The sequence below is a fragment of the Candidatus Devosia phytovorans genome (genome assembly GCA_029202405.1).
Taxonomy (GTDB): Bacteria; Pseudomonadota; Alphaproteobacteria; order Rhizobiales; family Devosiaceae; genus Devosia; species Devosia phytovorans.
The window spans coordinates 3,954,673-3,968,468 of record CP119312.1 but is presented as its reverse complement, the minus strand read 5'-3'; the positions used below and the strand labels follow the sequence as shown (position 1 = coordinate 3,968,468).

The window sequence follows — 13,796 nt, the reverse complement described above, 5'->3', positions numbered from 1 at the left end:
TCGGGGTCATGCGACCCATGGTGGAGAGGGCATGGCTCTGCGGCCGCGCAAGAGATGGGGTGTGATGCTGGCCGGCCTGCTGCTGGCGGGCTCCGTCAGCCTTCCGCTCATGGCGCAGACGGAACAGCCCCCGGGTGAGGATGTGCCGCTCCGCGGCACCATTTCCACCACCGAACCGGTGGCCACCCCCGCTGGTCCCGCCATTCCGACACAGGCAGACGTGGAAGCCATGGAGCAATCCATGACGCTGAGCCAGGAGCGTATCGATGCGCTCAAGGCCGACATTGCCGAGATGGAGGGCGACCGCACCCGCCAGAACGCTGCCCTGATCGCCGCCGCCCAGCGGGTCAAGCTGGCCGAGATCGAAGTGGCGGATGTCGAGGAGCGCCTCTCGGCGCTGATCGTCCAGGAATTCGAGGTGCGTGGCCGGCTCGACGGCTCCAATGCCGAGGTCGCCAATGTGATGGCGGCGCTACAGCGCATCAGCCTCAATCCGCCCCCGGCGCTGATCGTCGATCCCGATGACGCCCTCGGCTCGGCGCGCAGCGCCATGCTGATCGCCGCCATCGTGCCGCAGCTGCAGGCCAAGGCCGAAGCGGTGACGGCCGATCTCAAAGCCCTGACCGACATCAAGACCCAAGCACTGGAGGAAGAAGCCACCCTCAAGGCTAATTACGAAGTGCTCGAGGAAGAGCAGCTGCGCATCGCCACGCTGATCGCCGCGCGCCGCCAGGGTATCGACCAGCGCAATGACCAGCTGGAAACAGAAGAGGCGGAGGCCGTGGCGCTGGCCTCCCGCGCCACGACGCTGCAGGAATTAATCTCGAGCCTGTCGCGTCGCGCCACGGCGGTCAACACGCCAGCCCCGACGCCCGACCCTGATGCGCCGACCATGACCGAGACGGAAATCCGCACCGCCCTGGCCAATGCCGCGCGCACCGAACCAGCCGTACCCTTCGGTGCCATTCGCGGCCACCTGACCATGCCCTCCAATGGCGTCAATGTCGCCGACTATGGCACCAGCGATGGCTTCGGCGGTCTGACCCATGGCATCTCCGTGGTCACCCGCGCCGAGGCGCAGGTGGTGGCGCCAGCCGACGGCTGGGTGCTCTACAAGGGCCCTTACCTCAATTACGGCCAAATCATCATTCTCAATACGGGCCAGAACTATACCGCGCTCCTTGCGGGCCTCGACGCGGTCAGCGTCGATATCGGACAATTCGTGCAGATGGGCATGCCGCTGGGCACCATGGGCTCACGCACAATTGGCCGTTCCGTCACCACCAACGCTGGCGCCGCCCAGCCGACCCTCTATATTGAACTGCGACAAAACAACGAGCCCATCGACCCGACCGGGTGGTGGGCCACCCCGACACAGAGTGGATAGAACCCTCATGCGCCTGACTCCCCTTAGCACGCTCGCCATCATCGCGGCGCTGTCGCTGCCCGCTGGCCTGTTGATCGCACAGGAGCCAACCCCGGCTCCTGCACAGGAAGAACAGGCACCCCCGGCCGAAGATCAGGCTCCTGACCAGACGCCGCCGGCCGACGAAGCGCCCAGCGGCGAACAGCCCGAGCCAACGGCCGAGGAAAACGCCGCCGCACCGCGTGATCCGCTCGAAATCTATGCCGATCTCAATCTGTTCGGCGAAATCTTCGACCGCATCCGCGCCGAATATGTCGATCCGCCGGACGAGCAGGAACTGATCCGCGCCGCCATCCAGGGCATGCTGACCTCTCTCGATCCGCATTCGGGCTACCTGCCGCCGCAGGACTATGACGATTTCAGCCAGGACACATCCGGTGAATTCGGCGGCCTTGGTATCGAAGTCACGATGGAAGACGGCGTGGTCAAGGTCGTCTCCCCGATCGACGATACGCCTGCCGCCAAGGCCGGCGTTCTGGCCAACGACCTGATCATCCAGATTGACGGTTCGGACGTGCAGGGCCTGACCCTTGACGACGCCGTCGGCAAGATGCGCGGCCCGTTGGGAACGTCGGTCAAGATCACCATCGCCCGCGAAGGTGTCGACAAGCCGCTCGACTTCGAGCTGACGCGTGCCACCATTGCCATGCGCGCCGTGCGCTGGAGCATGGAAGGCGGCGAAGAAGAAGGCGAGGGCGACATCGCCCTGCTGCGCCTCTCGCGCTTCTCCGAACAGGCCTTTGTGGGCATCGAAAATGCCATTAAGGATATCTATGCCGAACGCGATGGCGTGGCGCCCAAGGGCATCATCCTCGACCTGCGCAACAATCCGGGCGGCCTTGTCGACCAGTCGGTCTATGTGGCTGACGCCTTCCTCAAGCAGGGCGCCGTCGTCCTGACCCGTGGCCGCATTCCCGAGGAAAGCGCCCGCTATGACGCTCAGCCGGATCCGCTGGACAGCCAGCTGGCCAGCGTGCCCATGGTCGTTCTCGTCAATGGTGGGTCGGCCTCGGCGTCTGAAATCGTCGCTGGCGCCCTGCAGGACCATAAGCGCGCCACCGTCGTGGGCACCCGCAGCTTCGGCAAGGGTTCGGTGCAGTCGATCATTTCGCTCGGCCCCGATGGCGCCATGCGCCTGACCACGGCCCGCTACTACACGCCGAACAACCGCTCGATCCAGGCGCTGGGCATCACGCCCGACATCGAGATCAAGCAGGTCGTGCCCGAGGAATTCCAAGGCCGCGACGAGATCATCGGCGAAGCGGGCTTGGCTGGCCACATCACCATCGAAGGCCAGGAAGAAAGCAGCGTCGGCTCGTCGGTCTATGTACCGGCCGAGAAGTCGGAAGACACCCAGCTGCAATATGCCATCCGGCTGATGCTGGGCGAGGAGACCGACGCAGCCTTCCCGCCCAAGGCCGAATAACGGCAGGCAGGCCTGCTGTGCTATGCAAATTGCCGGGGGCGGGGCGGCTGATTCGCTGCCTCGCCCCCGCTGTCTTTTCCTGCGTGGAAACAGATGATGGCCAATGACCTCTCGACACCGCTGACCGGCCGCAAGCGCAAGCCTGGCACACGGCCGCACTTTCCGCTGGCGCGGGTACTGTTCGCCATTCTGGTCCTGATTGGCGCCGGCTTTGCCCTGCGTGTGCTGCTGACCGACGATCCCAACGGCGGACGACCCAGCCAGGAAGTGGCCATTACTTCGGTGCGCGGCCAGAACGAGCTGGCCAATGAGCTCTCGACCGGCCCGGTGACAATCACCGCCGATCCTCAGGAATATCCCGTTGATGGCGCCGAAGCCGCGCCGCCGGGAACATCCGGCACGGGTGCCATTGCCGGCCTGCCCGATGTATTTGGTGCCCTGCCCGACCTGAGCGAGGAAACCAGCAATGGCTCGATTCCCCGCATTGCCGCAACCGGCCTCACCCCGTTTGCCGCCTATGCCGCCCCGATCAGCGGCGCCGCCGCAGCCGGGGGCCCCAGGATCGCGGTCATTGTGACCGGGCTTGGTATCAACGAACAGGGTTCGCTCGAAGCCATCGAAAGCCTGCCCGAGTCGGTGACCCTGGCCTTTGCTCCCTATGGCAAGACGCTGTCCAATACTGTCTCGGCGGCGCGCATGGCAGGCCATGAGGTCATGCTCGAGATCCCGCTCGAGCCCTTCGACTACCCGCAGAATGATCCCGGCCCGCAGACGCTGCTGACTGGCGAGACACCCCGCGCCAATCTCGACAAGCTTTTTTGGCTGATGTCCCGCTTTGGCGGCTATACCGGTGTCATTAACAACATGGGAGCCCGCTTTACCGCCTCTGCCCAGGATTTCGCCCCCATCATGGAAGAACTGGGCGCGCGAGGCCTGGGCTATATCGATGACGGCTCGTCCAACCGCTCGCTGGCGCCGCAACTGGCGCAGGGCAACAAGGTGCCCTTCTCGCGATCCGATCTCGTCATCGACGCCAATCCGTCCCGCCAGGCCATACTGGCAGCGCTTGCCAGCCTTGAAGCCAAGGCGCTGGAGAATGGGCAGGCAATTGGTATTGTCTCTGCCCTGCCCATCTCGATGGCCGCAATCAGCGAATGGTCGCGCGACCTCGAGACCAAGGGCATTTCGCTGGTGCCTGCCAGCGCCCTGATGAAATAGGTTTTCGCCATGCCCGTCCGTCCGACCCGAGAATCCCTGCCCTATCGCGACTGCGTGGGCATTGCCGTCTTCAACAGCAAGGGCGAAGTCTTCATCGGCAAGCGACGCGGCGAGGACGACCCGGAAAAGAGCGCCGCGCAGGGCGCGCCCTGGCAGATGCCCCAGGGCGGCATCGACAAGGGTGAGGACCCCCTCAAGGCGGCCTTGCGCGAGCTTTTCGAGGAAACCAGCATTGCCTCGGTAAGCCTGCTCGCCGAAGCCCCGGAATGGATTTTCTACGACCTGCCCGAGGAATCCCTGGGCGTGGCGCTCAAGGGCAAGTATCGCGGCCAGCGCCAGCGCTGGTTCGCCTTTGCCTTTACCGGCGACGAGCACGAGATCAATGTGATCAAGCCCGGCGGCGGCAAGCACAAGGCCGAATTCGATGACTGGCGCTGGGAAAAACTCAGCCGCACCCCCGGCCTCATCGTGCCCTTCAAGAAGGACGCCTATGACAAGGTCGTGGAAGCCTTCGCCGACATTCCAGAGCGCTTTGCCTGAAGGACAATCATGAAGACCATCGGCCTGATCGGCGGCATGAGCTGGGAATCCACCGCGCATTACTACCGCGTGCTCAACCAGGAAGTGGCGCGCCGGCTGGGCGGATTGCACTCCGCGCCACTGATCGTCCATTCGGTGGACTTTGCACCCATTGCCGAAATGCAGGCGGCGGGTGACTGGGCAGGCGCTGGCCGGCAACTCGCCGAGATCGCCAAAGGGCTCGAACAGGCGGGCGCTGAGGTCATCGGCCTTGCCACCAACACCATGCATATCGTCGCCGACCAGATCATCAGTGCCATTTCCGTGCCCTTCGTCCATATCGCCGATCCTACCAGCGATGCGCTGCTGGGGGATAAGTTCGAGACGGTGGGCCTGCTGGGCACCCGGTTTACCATGGAAATGGGCTTTTATCGCGACCGCTTGGCCGAGCGCGGCTTGACCGCATTGATCCCCGAGGTCGATCGCACCAATCTCAACGGCATCATCTATGATGAGCTCTGCCTGGGCATCATCCGCGAGGAGTCGCGGCAGGTCTATGTGACGGCCATCGAGCGGCTCAAGGCCCGCGGCGCCGAGGCGGTGATCCTGGGTTGTACCGAGATCACCATGCTGATCGACGACAGCGTCAGTCCCCTGCCCGTCTATGATACCACAGACCTCCATGCCAGAGCATTGGTCAGCGCCGCCCTGAGCTAGGCGACGCGCAATTCGGCGACCGGTACCGGCTTGGGATCGTCCAGCAAGAATACATCGACGATGCGGTCCAGCGTCTGCGCCTGGGCCTCGGTCTGCTCCAGCGCGGCATTGGTTTCCTCGGCCAGGGCCGCATTATGCTGCGTCATCTGGTCAAGCGTGCGCACGGCCGTCAGCACCTCGTCGATCGCCATGGCCTGATCGCCGCTGGCGCGGGCGATGGCTTCGAGCAGTTCGCTGTTCTGCTGCACGGCGGCCAGCATGTCGGAAAGCCGTCCAGCTGCTTCCGAGACGAGCTTTGAGCCGCCCTTGACCTCACTGGCCGACTGCTCGACCAGAAGCTTTACATCTCCGGAAGCCGAAGCGGCCGACTGGGCGAGGCGGCGCACTTCCACGGCCACCACAGCAAAACCCTTGCCCGCATCACCCGCCCGGGCGGCCTCGACCGATGCGTTGAGCGCCAGCAGATTGGTCTGGAAGGCGATGTCATCGATGAGGCCGATGATATTGGAAATCTTTGCCGACGACTGCGTGATCCGCTCCATGGCCTCATTGGCCTGGGTCATCACCGTGCCGCTTTCCGAAGCAGCGCGGGACACGGCCGAGGCCTTGCCGGCGGCATCCTGCGCCATGCGGGCATTGCTGGCGACAGTGCCGGAAAGCGCATCCATCGATGCGGAGGTCTCTTCGATGGTCGCAGCCTGGCGCGTCGTGCGTTCGGAGAGATCATTGGCGCCGGAAAGGATCTCGCCCGTGGCGGCCTTGATGGCGCGGGACGTATGGCGCAGCTGGCCGACCACATCGGCAAAGCGCTCCACCGTGCCATTGAGGGCGTGGCGCAGGTCTTCGAATTCCGGCTGGAACTGGGTTTCAATCCGGCCGGTCAGATTGCCCTCGGCCAATTGCTTGAGGCCATCACCAACTGCCGCGACCGCCTGCCGGCGGGCGGTGACATCGGTGGCGAACTGCACGACCTTGTAGGGCAGGCCATCGAGCCCCAGGATCGGCGTGAAGGTGGACTGGATCCACACCTCCCGACCTGTGCTGCCGCGTCGGCGATATTCGCCGCGCTTGAATTCGCCACCGGCAAGCTCCAGCCAGAACTGGCGATAGCTCGGCGATGCCGGATCGGCGTCAAAGAGGAATTGCGCATTGGGACGGCCGACAATCTGGTCGAGCCGATAGTTCAGCAGGTTGAGGAAATTGTCATTGGCAGTGAGAACATTGCCGTCGAGGTCGAATTCGACCACCACCTGCGACATGGAAATGGCGTCAAGCTGGCCGGTATGATCGGCCGCCTCGACCAGGTGACGCTTCGTCTCCTCGCCCATTTCTGCAACACGCGCAGCATTGGCGCGGAAGACTTCCACGGCACGCGCCATGGTGCCGATCTCGTTGCGGCGATCGGTATAGGGCACGTCCACGGCATGGTCGCCCTCGGCAACCGCGCTCATCACGCTGGACAGACGCGGAATCGGACGGGTCAACATGCGCGACAGCAAGAGGGCAATCGGGCCGATCAGCAGCAGGGCGAGACCACCCATGATCGTCAGCATGACAAGGCTCTGTCCGACAACGGCCTCGATCGGCGCCCGGGCTACCAGGATCATCAGCGCGCCGATGACTGTGCCATCGGCCATGGCGATCGGCTGGTAGAGCGTGAAATAGCCGATGCCGTTGATCGTCTCTTCGGCGCGCACCGGCTGGCTGGCCATCAGGGAATCAAACAGCGGCGTGCCGGCCAGGATGGGCGCGTCGAGCAGGCGCTCACCAACGGCCTTGAGCAGGCTCGACGTGCCGAGATTGAAATCGGGGCTGACTTCGGCATCGAAGACATAGATCGCCGCATTCTGCCCGGCCACATGGGCGATGGTATCAATCACGTCATGGCTGCGGAAGCGCGGCATGGAGCGCATGGTGAGGCTCGTCACATTGCCGGCATCGTCCGAGCCCACTTCAAGACTGGGCAGGTTGACCTGAAGGATTGCCGCCGAAATACGGCTGGCACTGGCCATCGCCTGCTCGCCATCCTGGCGGGCGGTATCGGAGAGACTGATCGACAATCCGGTCAATACCACGCCGATGGCTATGGTGATGGAGCACACCGCCATGGCTGCTATGGCAAAAGTCAGGCGGATATTGCCCAGAAACTGGCCCATTGTCGTCCCCCAAAGTCTGATCCGCCCCCCGGAGCGGATATGCATTCCCGGGAAGAGGGTGCGCGCAGTTGATTAAGCGAGTGTTGAGAACGTATTTTTTACTAGCAAATTCATGGTGTTGCTCAATATTTAAGCATCACAATCGTCCGGACGTGCACAGACGCCGCCTGCATTGCGGTTTCCACATTTCACCTGGCCCCAAAGGGCGGATAATGAGACGGCTTTCGCCTCTGGATAATTAAAAATGAGACGGAGACCGTCCCGGGATGCCCGTTTTTGGCTCAGCAGAGGTTATCGCGGACTGTGATCCTTGCCACAGCCGGCCGATGCTCGGACCTGCAGGCGCCAGCGAAAGCCGTGCCCGGCGCGCTTCACCACTGTTCGCCTGCAGGCCGCCCATATGAAGAGGTTGCACACATTATGCGGGCGGGTAGACAGGGCGGGGAAAACTATTTTGCGCAAGACATCCAACATCTTGTCGCACAAGCAAAAACGCCCGCGGAAATAATCCACGGGCGTCACAAATCGCGTTGCTGCAATCCCTAATGGATATGCACGCCGTTGAGCTGGCCGGCTTCGAGGGCCAAGTTGAGCAGGCCCGAGACGATTTCCTGGGTGTAGGACTTGTCATCCGGGGTCTCGGCCTTGGCCAGCTCGGCCTCGGCAGCCTTGATCTGGGCCTGCAGGTCGGCATGGTCGAATTCAGCGAAGGGCACGGACTCTTCGGCCAGGATCGTCAGGCCTTCCGGCGAGACATCGGCAAAGCCGCCCTTGACGAAAAAGATCGCGTCCTGGCCGTTGAGGCCATTGACCGTGATGAAGCCGCTGCGCAGCGTCGTCATGAAGGGCGAGTGATCGCCCATGACGGTGAAATAGCCTTCGGTCCCAGGCACGGTGACCGAAGTCACGGTCTCGGACAACACCAGCCGCTCGGGCGAAACGATCTCGATCTTGAGGTCAGCCATTCTTCTGGTCCCTTAGCGGAGAGGACCCGCAAAAGCGGGAGATGCGCTGAGCCCGCCGCAGGCGGCGAGCTCAAGTTGCAAAAAATCAGGCAGCCTGGGCAGCCAGCTTCTGGGCCTTCTTGACGGCATCGTCGATGGTGCCGACCATGTAGAAGGCGGCTTCCGGCAGGTGGTCATATTCACCAGCCACGAGGCCCTTGAAGCCCTTAATCGTGTCTTCGAGCTGGACGAACACGCCCGGCGAACCGGTGAACACCTCGGCCACGTCGAAGGGCTGGGACATGAAGCGCTCGATCTTGCGGGCGCGGGCCACGGTCAGCTTGTCTTCTTCCGAGAGCTCGTCCATGCCCAGGATGGCGATGATGTCCTGCAGCGCCTTGTACTTCTGCAGGATCGCCTGCACGGCACGGGCGGTATCGTAATGCTCAAGACCAACGGTGTTGGCATCGAGAATACGCGAGTTGGACGCCAGCGGATCGACGGCCGGGTAGATGCCCTTTTCCGAGATCGCACGGTTCAGCACGGTCACGGCGTCGAAGTGGGCGAAGGAGGTTGCCGGAGCAGGGTCGGTCAAATCGTCGGCCGGGACGTACACGGCCTGAACCGAGGTAATGGAACCCTTGTTGGTCGTGGTGATGCGTTCCTGCATCGCACCCATGTCAGTGGCCAACGTCGGCTGGTAACCCACGGCGGAGGGGATGCGGCCCAGCAGAGCCGACATTTCGGCGCCGGCCTGGGTGAAGCGGAAGATGTTGTCGACGAAGAACAGCACGTCCTGGCCCTGGTCGCGGAAGTTTTCCGCGATGGTCAGACCGGTCAGGGCGACGCGAGCGCGCGCACCCGGGGGCTCGTTCATCTGGCCGAACACAAGGGCGCACTTGGAACCAGCGGCCGAGCCACCGTTCTCATGGGGGTCCTTGTTCACGCCCGATTCGATCATTTCGTAGTAAAGATCATTGCCTTCGCGGGTGCGTTCACCGACGCCTGCGAAGACCGAGTAACCACCATGCGCCTTGGCGACGTTGTTGATCAGTTCCTGGATCAGAACGGTCTTGCCCACGCCGGCACCGCCCATCAGGCCGATCTTGCCGCCACGAGCATAGGGGGCGATCAGGTCAACGACCTTGATGCCGGTCACGAGGACCTGCGATTCCGGGTTCTGCTCGGCAAAGGCGGGAGCGTCCTGGTGGATCTCGCGCTTGACTTCACCGGCGATCGGGCCGGCTTCGTCGATCGGCTCGCCGATGACGTTCATGATGCGACCAAGGGTGGCTTCGCCAACCGGAACCGAGATGGCGGTGCCAAGGTCGGTCACTTCGGTGCCGCGAACCAGACCTTCGGTCGTGTCCATAGCGATGGCGCGCACGGCGTTTTCACCCAGATGCTGGGCAACTTCGAGCACCAGGCGCTGGCCATTATTGGTGGTTTCGAGCGCGTTCAGGATGGCGGGCAGGTGATCGTCGAAAACGACGTCAACGACGGCGCCGATGACCTGCGAAACGCGACCGGCCTTTTTGTCTGCCATTTGTTCGTCCTCGCTAAAAGGTTAGAGCGCTTCGGCGCCCGAGATGATTTCGATAAGTTCTTTGGTGATCTGGGCCTGGCGCTGGCGGTTGTAGCTCAGCTGCAGCTTTCCGATCATTTCGCCGGCATTGCGGGTCGCATTGTCCATGGCGGACATCTGCGCACCGTAGAAGGAGGCGCTGTTTTCCAGCATGGCGCGGAACACCTGTACGGAGATGTTGCGCGGCAGCAGGTCTTCGACGATCGCTTCTTCGCTCGGCTCGTATTCGTAGATGACGGTCGAATTGTTCTGCACGTCACCCTCGCCTTCGACCTTTTCGATCTTGGCGGGAATGATCTGCAGCGCCGTCGGCACCTGGCTGATCACCGAGTTGAACTTGGCAAAGAACAGCGTGGCCACGTCGAATTCGCCAGCGGCGAACATGGCCTGAACCTTGTGGCTGACCTCGTTGGCCTGCGCGAAGCCGATATTCTTGACTTCGCGATAGCTGATCGTCTCGACGATCTTGTCGGCAAACTGGCGCTTGAGGATATCGTGACCCTTGCGACCAACGGTCAGGAACTTGACCGTCTTGCCTTCGGCAAGCAACTTGTTGGCGTGATCGCGCGCCAGGCGCGCAATCGACGAGTTGAAGCCGCCGGCCAGGCCACGTTCGCCGGTGGCAACCACCAGCAGATGCACCTGATCCTTGCCATTGCCGCCCAGTAGTACCGGCGCGTCGGACTGGCCTTCGTAAACGGAAGCCAGGCTCGACAACACCTTGCCCATGCGTTCGGCATAGGGGCGTGCAGCTTCGGCTGCATCCTGAGCGCGACGGAGCTTGGCCGCCGCGACCATCTGCATGGCCTTGGTGATCTTCTGGGTCGATTTGACCGAGTCGATCCGGTTCTTGAGGTCTTTTAGCGAAGGCATCGGCCCGTCGTCTCCCTCTAGGCCTTAGGCCGCGTAGGTCTTCTTGATCTCGTCCAGAGCCGACTTCAGCTTGGCGCGGGTGTCGTCGCTCAGGGCCTTCTCGGTGGCGATGGTCTTGAGCAGATCGGCATACTTGCCACGCAGGGCAGACAGCACGGTCTTTTCGAAATCACCGACCTTGGCGACCGGAACAGAGTCCAGATAGCCATTTGCACCGGCAAAGATCACCGCAACCTGTTCTTCCGTCTTGAGCGGGCTGAACTGGGGCTGCTTGAGCAGCTCGGTCAGGCGCGCGCCACGGTTGAGCAGACGCTGGGTCGAGGCGTCGAGATCGGAACCGAACTGGGCGAAGGCCGCCATTTCGCGATACTGCGACAGCTCACCCTTGAGCGAACCGGCAACCTGCTTCATCGCCTTGATCTGGGCCGAGCCACCAACGCGCGAAACCGAGAGACCCACGTTCACGGCAGGACGGATGCCCTGGAAGAACAGGTTGGTTTCGAGGAAGATCTGGCCGTCCGTGATCGAGATCACATTGGTCGGGATATAGGCCGACACGTCATTGGCCTGGGTTTCGATAACCGGCAGCGCGGTCAGCGAGCCCGAACCATGTGCCTCGTTCATCTTGGCGGCACGCTCGAGCAGGCGGCTGTGCAGGTAGAACACGTCACCCGGATAGGCTTCACGGCCCGGCGGACGACGCAGCAGCAGCGACATCTGGCGGTAAGCAACGGCCTGCTTGGTCAGATCGTCATAGGCGATAACGGCATGCTTGCCATTGTCACGGAACCACTCGCCGATCGCGCAGCCGGTGAAGGGCGCGATATACTGGAGCGGTGCCGGATCGGAAGCGGTTGCCGCGATAACGATCGAGTACGGCAGCGCGCCCGATTCTTCGAGCTGCTTGACGAACTGGGCAACGGTCGAACGCTTCTGACCGACAGCCACATAGATGCAGTAGAGCTTGTCGGTATCCGACGCGCCGGCATCGTGGGCGGGCTTCTGGTTGAGGAAGGTGTCGAGAATGATGGCCGACTTGCCGGTCTGGCGATCGCCAATGATCAGCTCGCGCTGGCCACGGCCGATCGGGATCAGCGCGTCGATGGCCTTGAGGCCGGTCGACATGGGCTCGTGCACCGACTTGCGCGGCAGGATGCCCGGCGCCTTGACGTCGACGCGGCGGCGTTCGGTATGCTCGATCGGGCCCTTGCCGTCGATCGGATTGCCCAGACCATCGACCACGCGGCCGAGCAGGCCCGGACCAACCGGGGTATCCACGATGGCGCCGGTCCGCTTGACGACGTCGCCTTCCTTGATCGAACGGTCATTGCCGAAGATCACGACGCCGACATTGTCGGCTTCGAGATTGAGGGCCATGCCCTTGATGCCGCCCGGGAACTCGACGAGCTCACCGGCCTGCACCTTGTCGAGGCCATAGACGCGCGCAATGCCGTCACCGACGGAGAGCACCTGACCGACTTCGGAAACCTGGGCTTCCTGGCCGAAATTCTTGATCTGGTCCTTGAGGATCGCAGAAATTTCCGCGGCTTTGATGTCCATTTATCCGACCTCTTTCATGGCGATCTTCATCGCGGCGAGTTTTGTCTTGAGCGAAGAATCGATCATCTGGCTGCCGACCTTCACCTGAAGGCCACCGATCAGCGAGGGATCGACGAATTGATTGAGCGTGACTGACTTGCCGAGCTTTGCCTTGAGCGTCTCGCCCAAGGCCTTGGCCTGCGCATCATTGAGCGGGGCCGCCGACGTCACGTCGGCAGTCACCTCGCCACGTGCAGCAGCAGCCAGCTCGCGGAAGGAAGTGATGATTGCGTCCAGCGCAAACAGCCGGCCATTCTTGGCGACGAGACGCAGGAAATTGGCGACCAGCTCATTGGTCTTGCCCTTGGCCAGCACGGCGTCGAGCGCCACGGCCTTCTCGTCACCGGCAATCACCGGCGAGCGCAGGAAGCGTGCGAAATCTGCACTTTCCCCGATCAGGCGCGAAACGTCGGAAAGCGACGTCTCTACCGATGCCAACTGGTTCTCGCTCGAAGCGAGATCGAACAGAGCCGACGCATATGGCCGGGCGATCTGGGTAAGCACTGAATTCTGCGCTGCCAATGCCGCTACACCCTCTTGGTTGCCTGCCTGCTTGACCGCTCTGTTTCTGTGAGGAAACCCGGGCGGTTGCCGACGCTTGTTCTTGTCTGGGAAAGGGGCCGTCCGGAGACCCCTTCAAAGTCGCGCCCGCTCTAGCACAAGCCCCGCGCGCCACGCAAGGCAGAGATACCGGATTCCCGCGCGGCGAAAATGTCGCAGGGGAAATTGATGGGGATCAATGTGATCCCAACAAGCAGGTCACGATGGCTCATACTGTGTTCAGGCGGAGTGCTTGGTCTTGAGGCTTTTGGCCAGGACCGAATTGATCCGTGTTTGCCACCCGGGGCCATCCGCCTTAAAGCCATCAACCACCGCCTGGTCGAGACGCAGGCTGACAGCGACCTTCGGTGTTTCCGATTTCGGTCGCCCCGGCATGGACAGGCCACGCTCGGCGAAGAACTGCTTGGCGGGGATAGAGCGCCGGATCGCCTCTTCAGTCATCTCAGGGTTTTCATGGTCGGGAGTACCGTAGCGACGCTTGTCATTCTGGCTGTCTTCCATAACGGCGTTCCTCTTTTTTGTTAAACTCTCGAATACTAATGATGCGGACCACTGGTCCGCGAAACGTGAAAACGATCGAGTAACCCACGCCATCTAGTGCATAGCCGCGCGCCAGGAACCGTTCTTCTCCATAGTCGAACCGCGTGTCCGGCTCGACTATCGCATTGTCCCAATCAAAGACGTGCACCAGTGAAAAATCCACATGATGCTTCATCCTGTTCGTTGCGTTCTTCGCCTCGTTCCATTCGAAATCCATCAAGCCTCCTCAATG

At 62.4% G+C, this 13,796-nt stretch carries 13 protein-coding genes; 5 read left to right on the top strand and 8 right to left on the bottom strand.

Annotated elements, in window-relative coordinates; translation table 11 throughout:
* Window positions 1-31 precede the first annotated feature (31 nt).
* From P0Y65_19505 to P0Y65_19485, 5 genes are all read left to right on the top strand, one after another.
* Complete coding sequence (locus P0Y65_19505) at window positions 32-1,387, top strand: peptidoglycan DD-metalloendopeptidase family protein (GenBank protein ID WEK04338.1); 1,356 nt, start codon at window positions 32-34, stop codon at window positions 1,385-1,387.
* Between the two features lie 7 nt (window positions 1,388-1,394).
* Window positions 1,395-2,852, top strand: a complete 1,458-nt coding sequence (locus tag P0Y65_19500) for a S41 family peptidase (protein ID WEK04337.1) — start codon at window positions 1,395-1,397, stop codon at window positions 2,850-2,852.
* A gap of 96 nt (window positions 2,853-2,948) precedes the next feature.
* Complete coding sequence (locus P0Y65_19495) at window positions 2,949-4,070, top strand: divergent polysaccharide deacetylase family protein (GenBank protein WEK04336.1); 1,122 nt, start codon at window positions 2,949-2,951, stop codon at window positions 4,068-4,070.
* 9 nt (window positions 4,071-4,079) lie between these two features.
* Window positions 4,080-4,610, top strand: a complete 531-nt coding sequence (locus P0Y65_19490) for an RNA pyrophosphohydrolase (GenBank protein ID WEK04335.1) — start codon at window positions 4,080-4,082, stop codon at window positions 4,608-4,610.
* Between the two features lie 9 nt (window positions 4,611-4,619).
* Complete coding sequence (locus P0Y65_19485; protein WEK04334.1) at window positions 4,620-5,306, top strand: aspartate/glutamate racemase family protein; 687 nt, start codon at window positions 4,620-4,622, stop codon at window positions 5,304-5,306.
* Here P0Y65_19485 and P0Y65_19480 read toward each other — a convergent pair.
* The 8 genes from P0Y65_19480 to P0Y65_19445 form a co-directional block, all read right to left on the bottom strand.
* Window positions 5,303-7,462, bottom strand: coding sequence for a methyl-accepting chemotaxis protein (locus P0Y65_19480; protein WEK04333.1), 2,160 nt, complete (start codon window positions 7,460-7,462; stop codon window positions 5,303-5,305). The genes P0Y65_19485 and P0Y65_19480 overlap by 4 nt on opposite strands.
* 542 nt (window positions 7,463-8,004) lie before the next feature.
* Window positions 8,005-8,427: a F0F1 ATP synthase subunit epsilon gene (locus P0Y65_19475; protein ID WEK04332.1), complete on the bottom strand. Its 423-nt coding sequence runs from the start codon at window positions 8,425-8,427 to the stop codon at window positions 8,005-8,007.
* Window positions 8,428-8,512: 85 nt separating this feature from the next.
* Window positions 8,513-9,952, bottom strand: coding sequence for a F0F1 ATP synthase subunit beta (gene atpD, locus P0Y65_19470; GenBank protein ID WEK04331.1), 1,440 nt, complete (start codon window positions 9,950-9,952; stop codon window positions 8,513-8,515).
* 21 nt (window positions 9,953-9,973) lie between these two features.
* Window positions 9,974-10,864: a F0F1 ATP synthase subunit gamma gene (locus P0Y65_19465; protein ID WEK04330.1), complete on the bottom strand. Its 891-nt coding sequence runs from the start codon at window positions 10,862-10,864 to the stop codon at window positions 9,974-9,976.
* A 24-nt stretch (window positions 10,865-10,888) separates the two neighbouring features.
* Entirely contained in the window at window positions 10,889-12,424 is a 1,536-nt protein-coding gene (atpA, locus tag P0Y65_19460; protein ID WEK04329.1) for a F0F1 ATP synthase subunit alpha, read from the bottom strand.
* The gene (locus P0Y65_19455; GenBank protein WEK04328.1) at window positions 12,425-12,985 is read right to left on the bottom strand and encodes a F0F1 ATP synthase subunit delta; all 561 of its coding nucleotides are present in this window, start codon (window positions 12,983-12,985) and stop codon (window positions 12,425-12,427) included.
* Between the two features lie 258 nt (window positions 12,986-13,243).
* Entirely contained in the window at window positions 13,244-13,525 is a 282-nt protein-coding gene (locus P0Y65_19450) for a BrnA antitoxin family protein (GenBank protein WEK04327.1), read from the bottom strand.
* Window positions 13,506-13,781, bottom strand: a complete 276-nt coding sequence (locus tag P0Y65_19445; protein WEK04326.1) for a BrnT family toxin — start codon at window positions 13,779-13,781, stop codon at window positions 13,506-13,508. Before P0Y65_19445 ends, P0Y65_19450 begins: the two co-directional genes overlap by 20 nt.
* Window positions 13,782-13,796: the final 15 nt, after the last annotated feature.

Bases quoted from the DNA above. Each gene is read 5' to 3' on its own strand.
- P0Y65_19500 (WEK04337.1), top strand. From the start codon at position 1,395: ATGCGCCTGACTCCCCTTAGCACGCTCGCCATCATCGCGGCGCTGTCG.
- P0Y65_19465 (WEK04330.1), bottom strand. From the start codon at position 10,864: ATGCCTTCGCTAAAAGACCTCAAGAACCGGATCGACTCGGTCAAATCG.
- P0Y65_19490 (WEK04335.1), top strand. From the start codon at position 4,080: ATGCCCGTCCGTCCGACCCGAGAATCCCTGCCCTATCGCGACTGCGTG.
- P0Y65_19485 (WEK04334.1), top strand. From the start codon at position 4,620: ATGAAGACCATCGGCCTGATCGGCGGCATGAGCTGGGAATCCACCGCG.
- P0Y65_19495 (WEK04336.1), top strand. From the start codon at position 2,949: ATGGCCAATGACCTCTCGACACCGCTGACCGGCCGCAAGCGCAAGCCT.
- P0Y65_19445 (WEK04326.1), bottom strand. From the start codon at position 13,781: ATGGATTTCGAATGGAACGAGGCGAAGAACGCAACGAACAGGATGAAG.
- P0Y65_19475 (WEK04332.1), bottom strand. From the start codon at position 8,427: ATGGCTGACCTCAAGATCGAGATCGTTTCGCCCGAGCGGCTGGTGTTG.
- atpA (WEK04329.1), bottom strand. From the start codon at position 12,424: ATGGACATCAAAGCCGCGGAAATTTCTGCGATCCTCAAGGACCAGATC.
- P0Y65_19480 (WEK04333.1), bottom strand. From the start codon at position 7,462: ATGGGCCAGTTTCTGGGCAATATCCGCCTGACTTTTGCCATAGCAGCC.
- P0Y65_19505 (WEK04338.1), top strand. From the start codon at position 32: ATGGCTCTGCGGCCGCGCAAGAGATGGGGTGTGATGCTGGCCGGCCTG.
- P0Y65_19450 (WEK04327.1), bottom strand. From the start codon at position 13,525: ATGGAAGACAGCCAGAATGACAAGCGTCGCTACGGTACTCCCGACCAT.
- atpD (WEK04331.1), bottom strand. From the start codon at position 9,952: ATGGCAGACAAAAAGGCCGGTCGCGTTTCGCAGGTCATCGGCGCCGTC.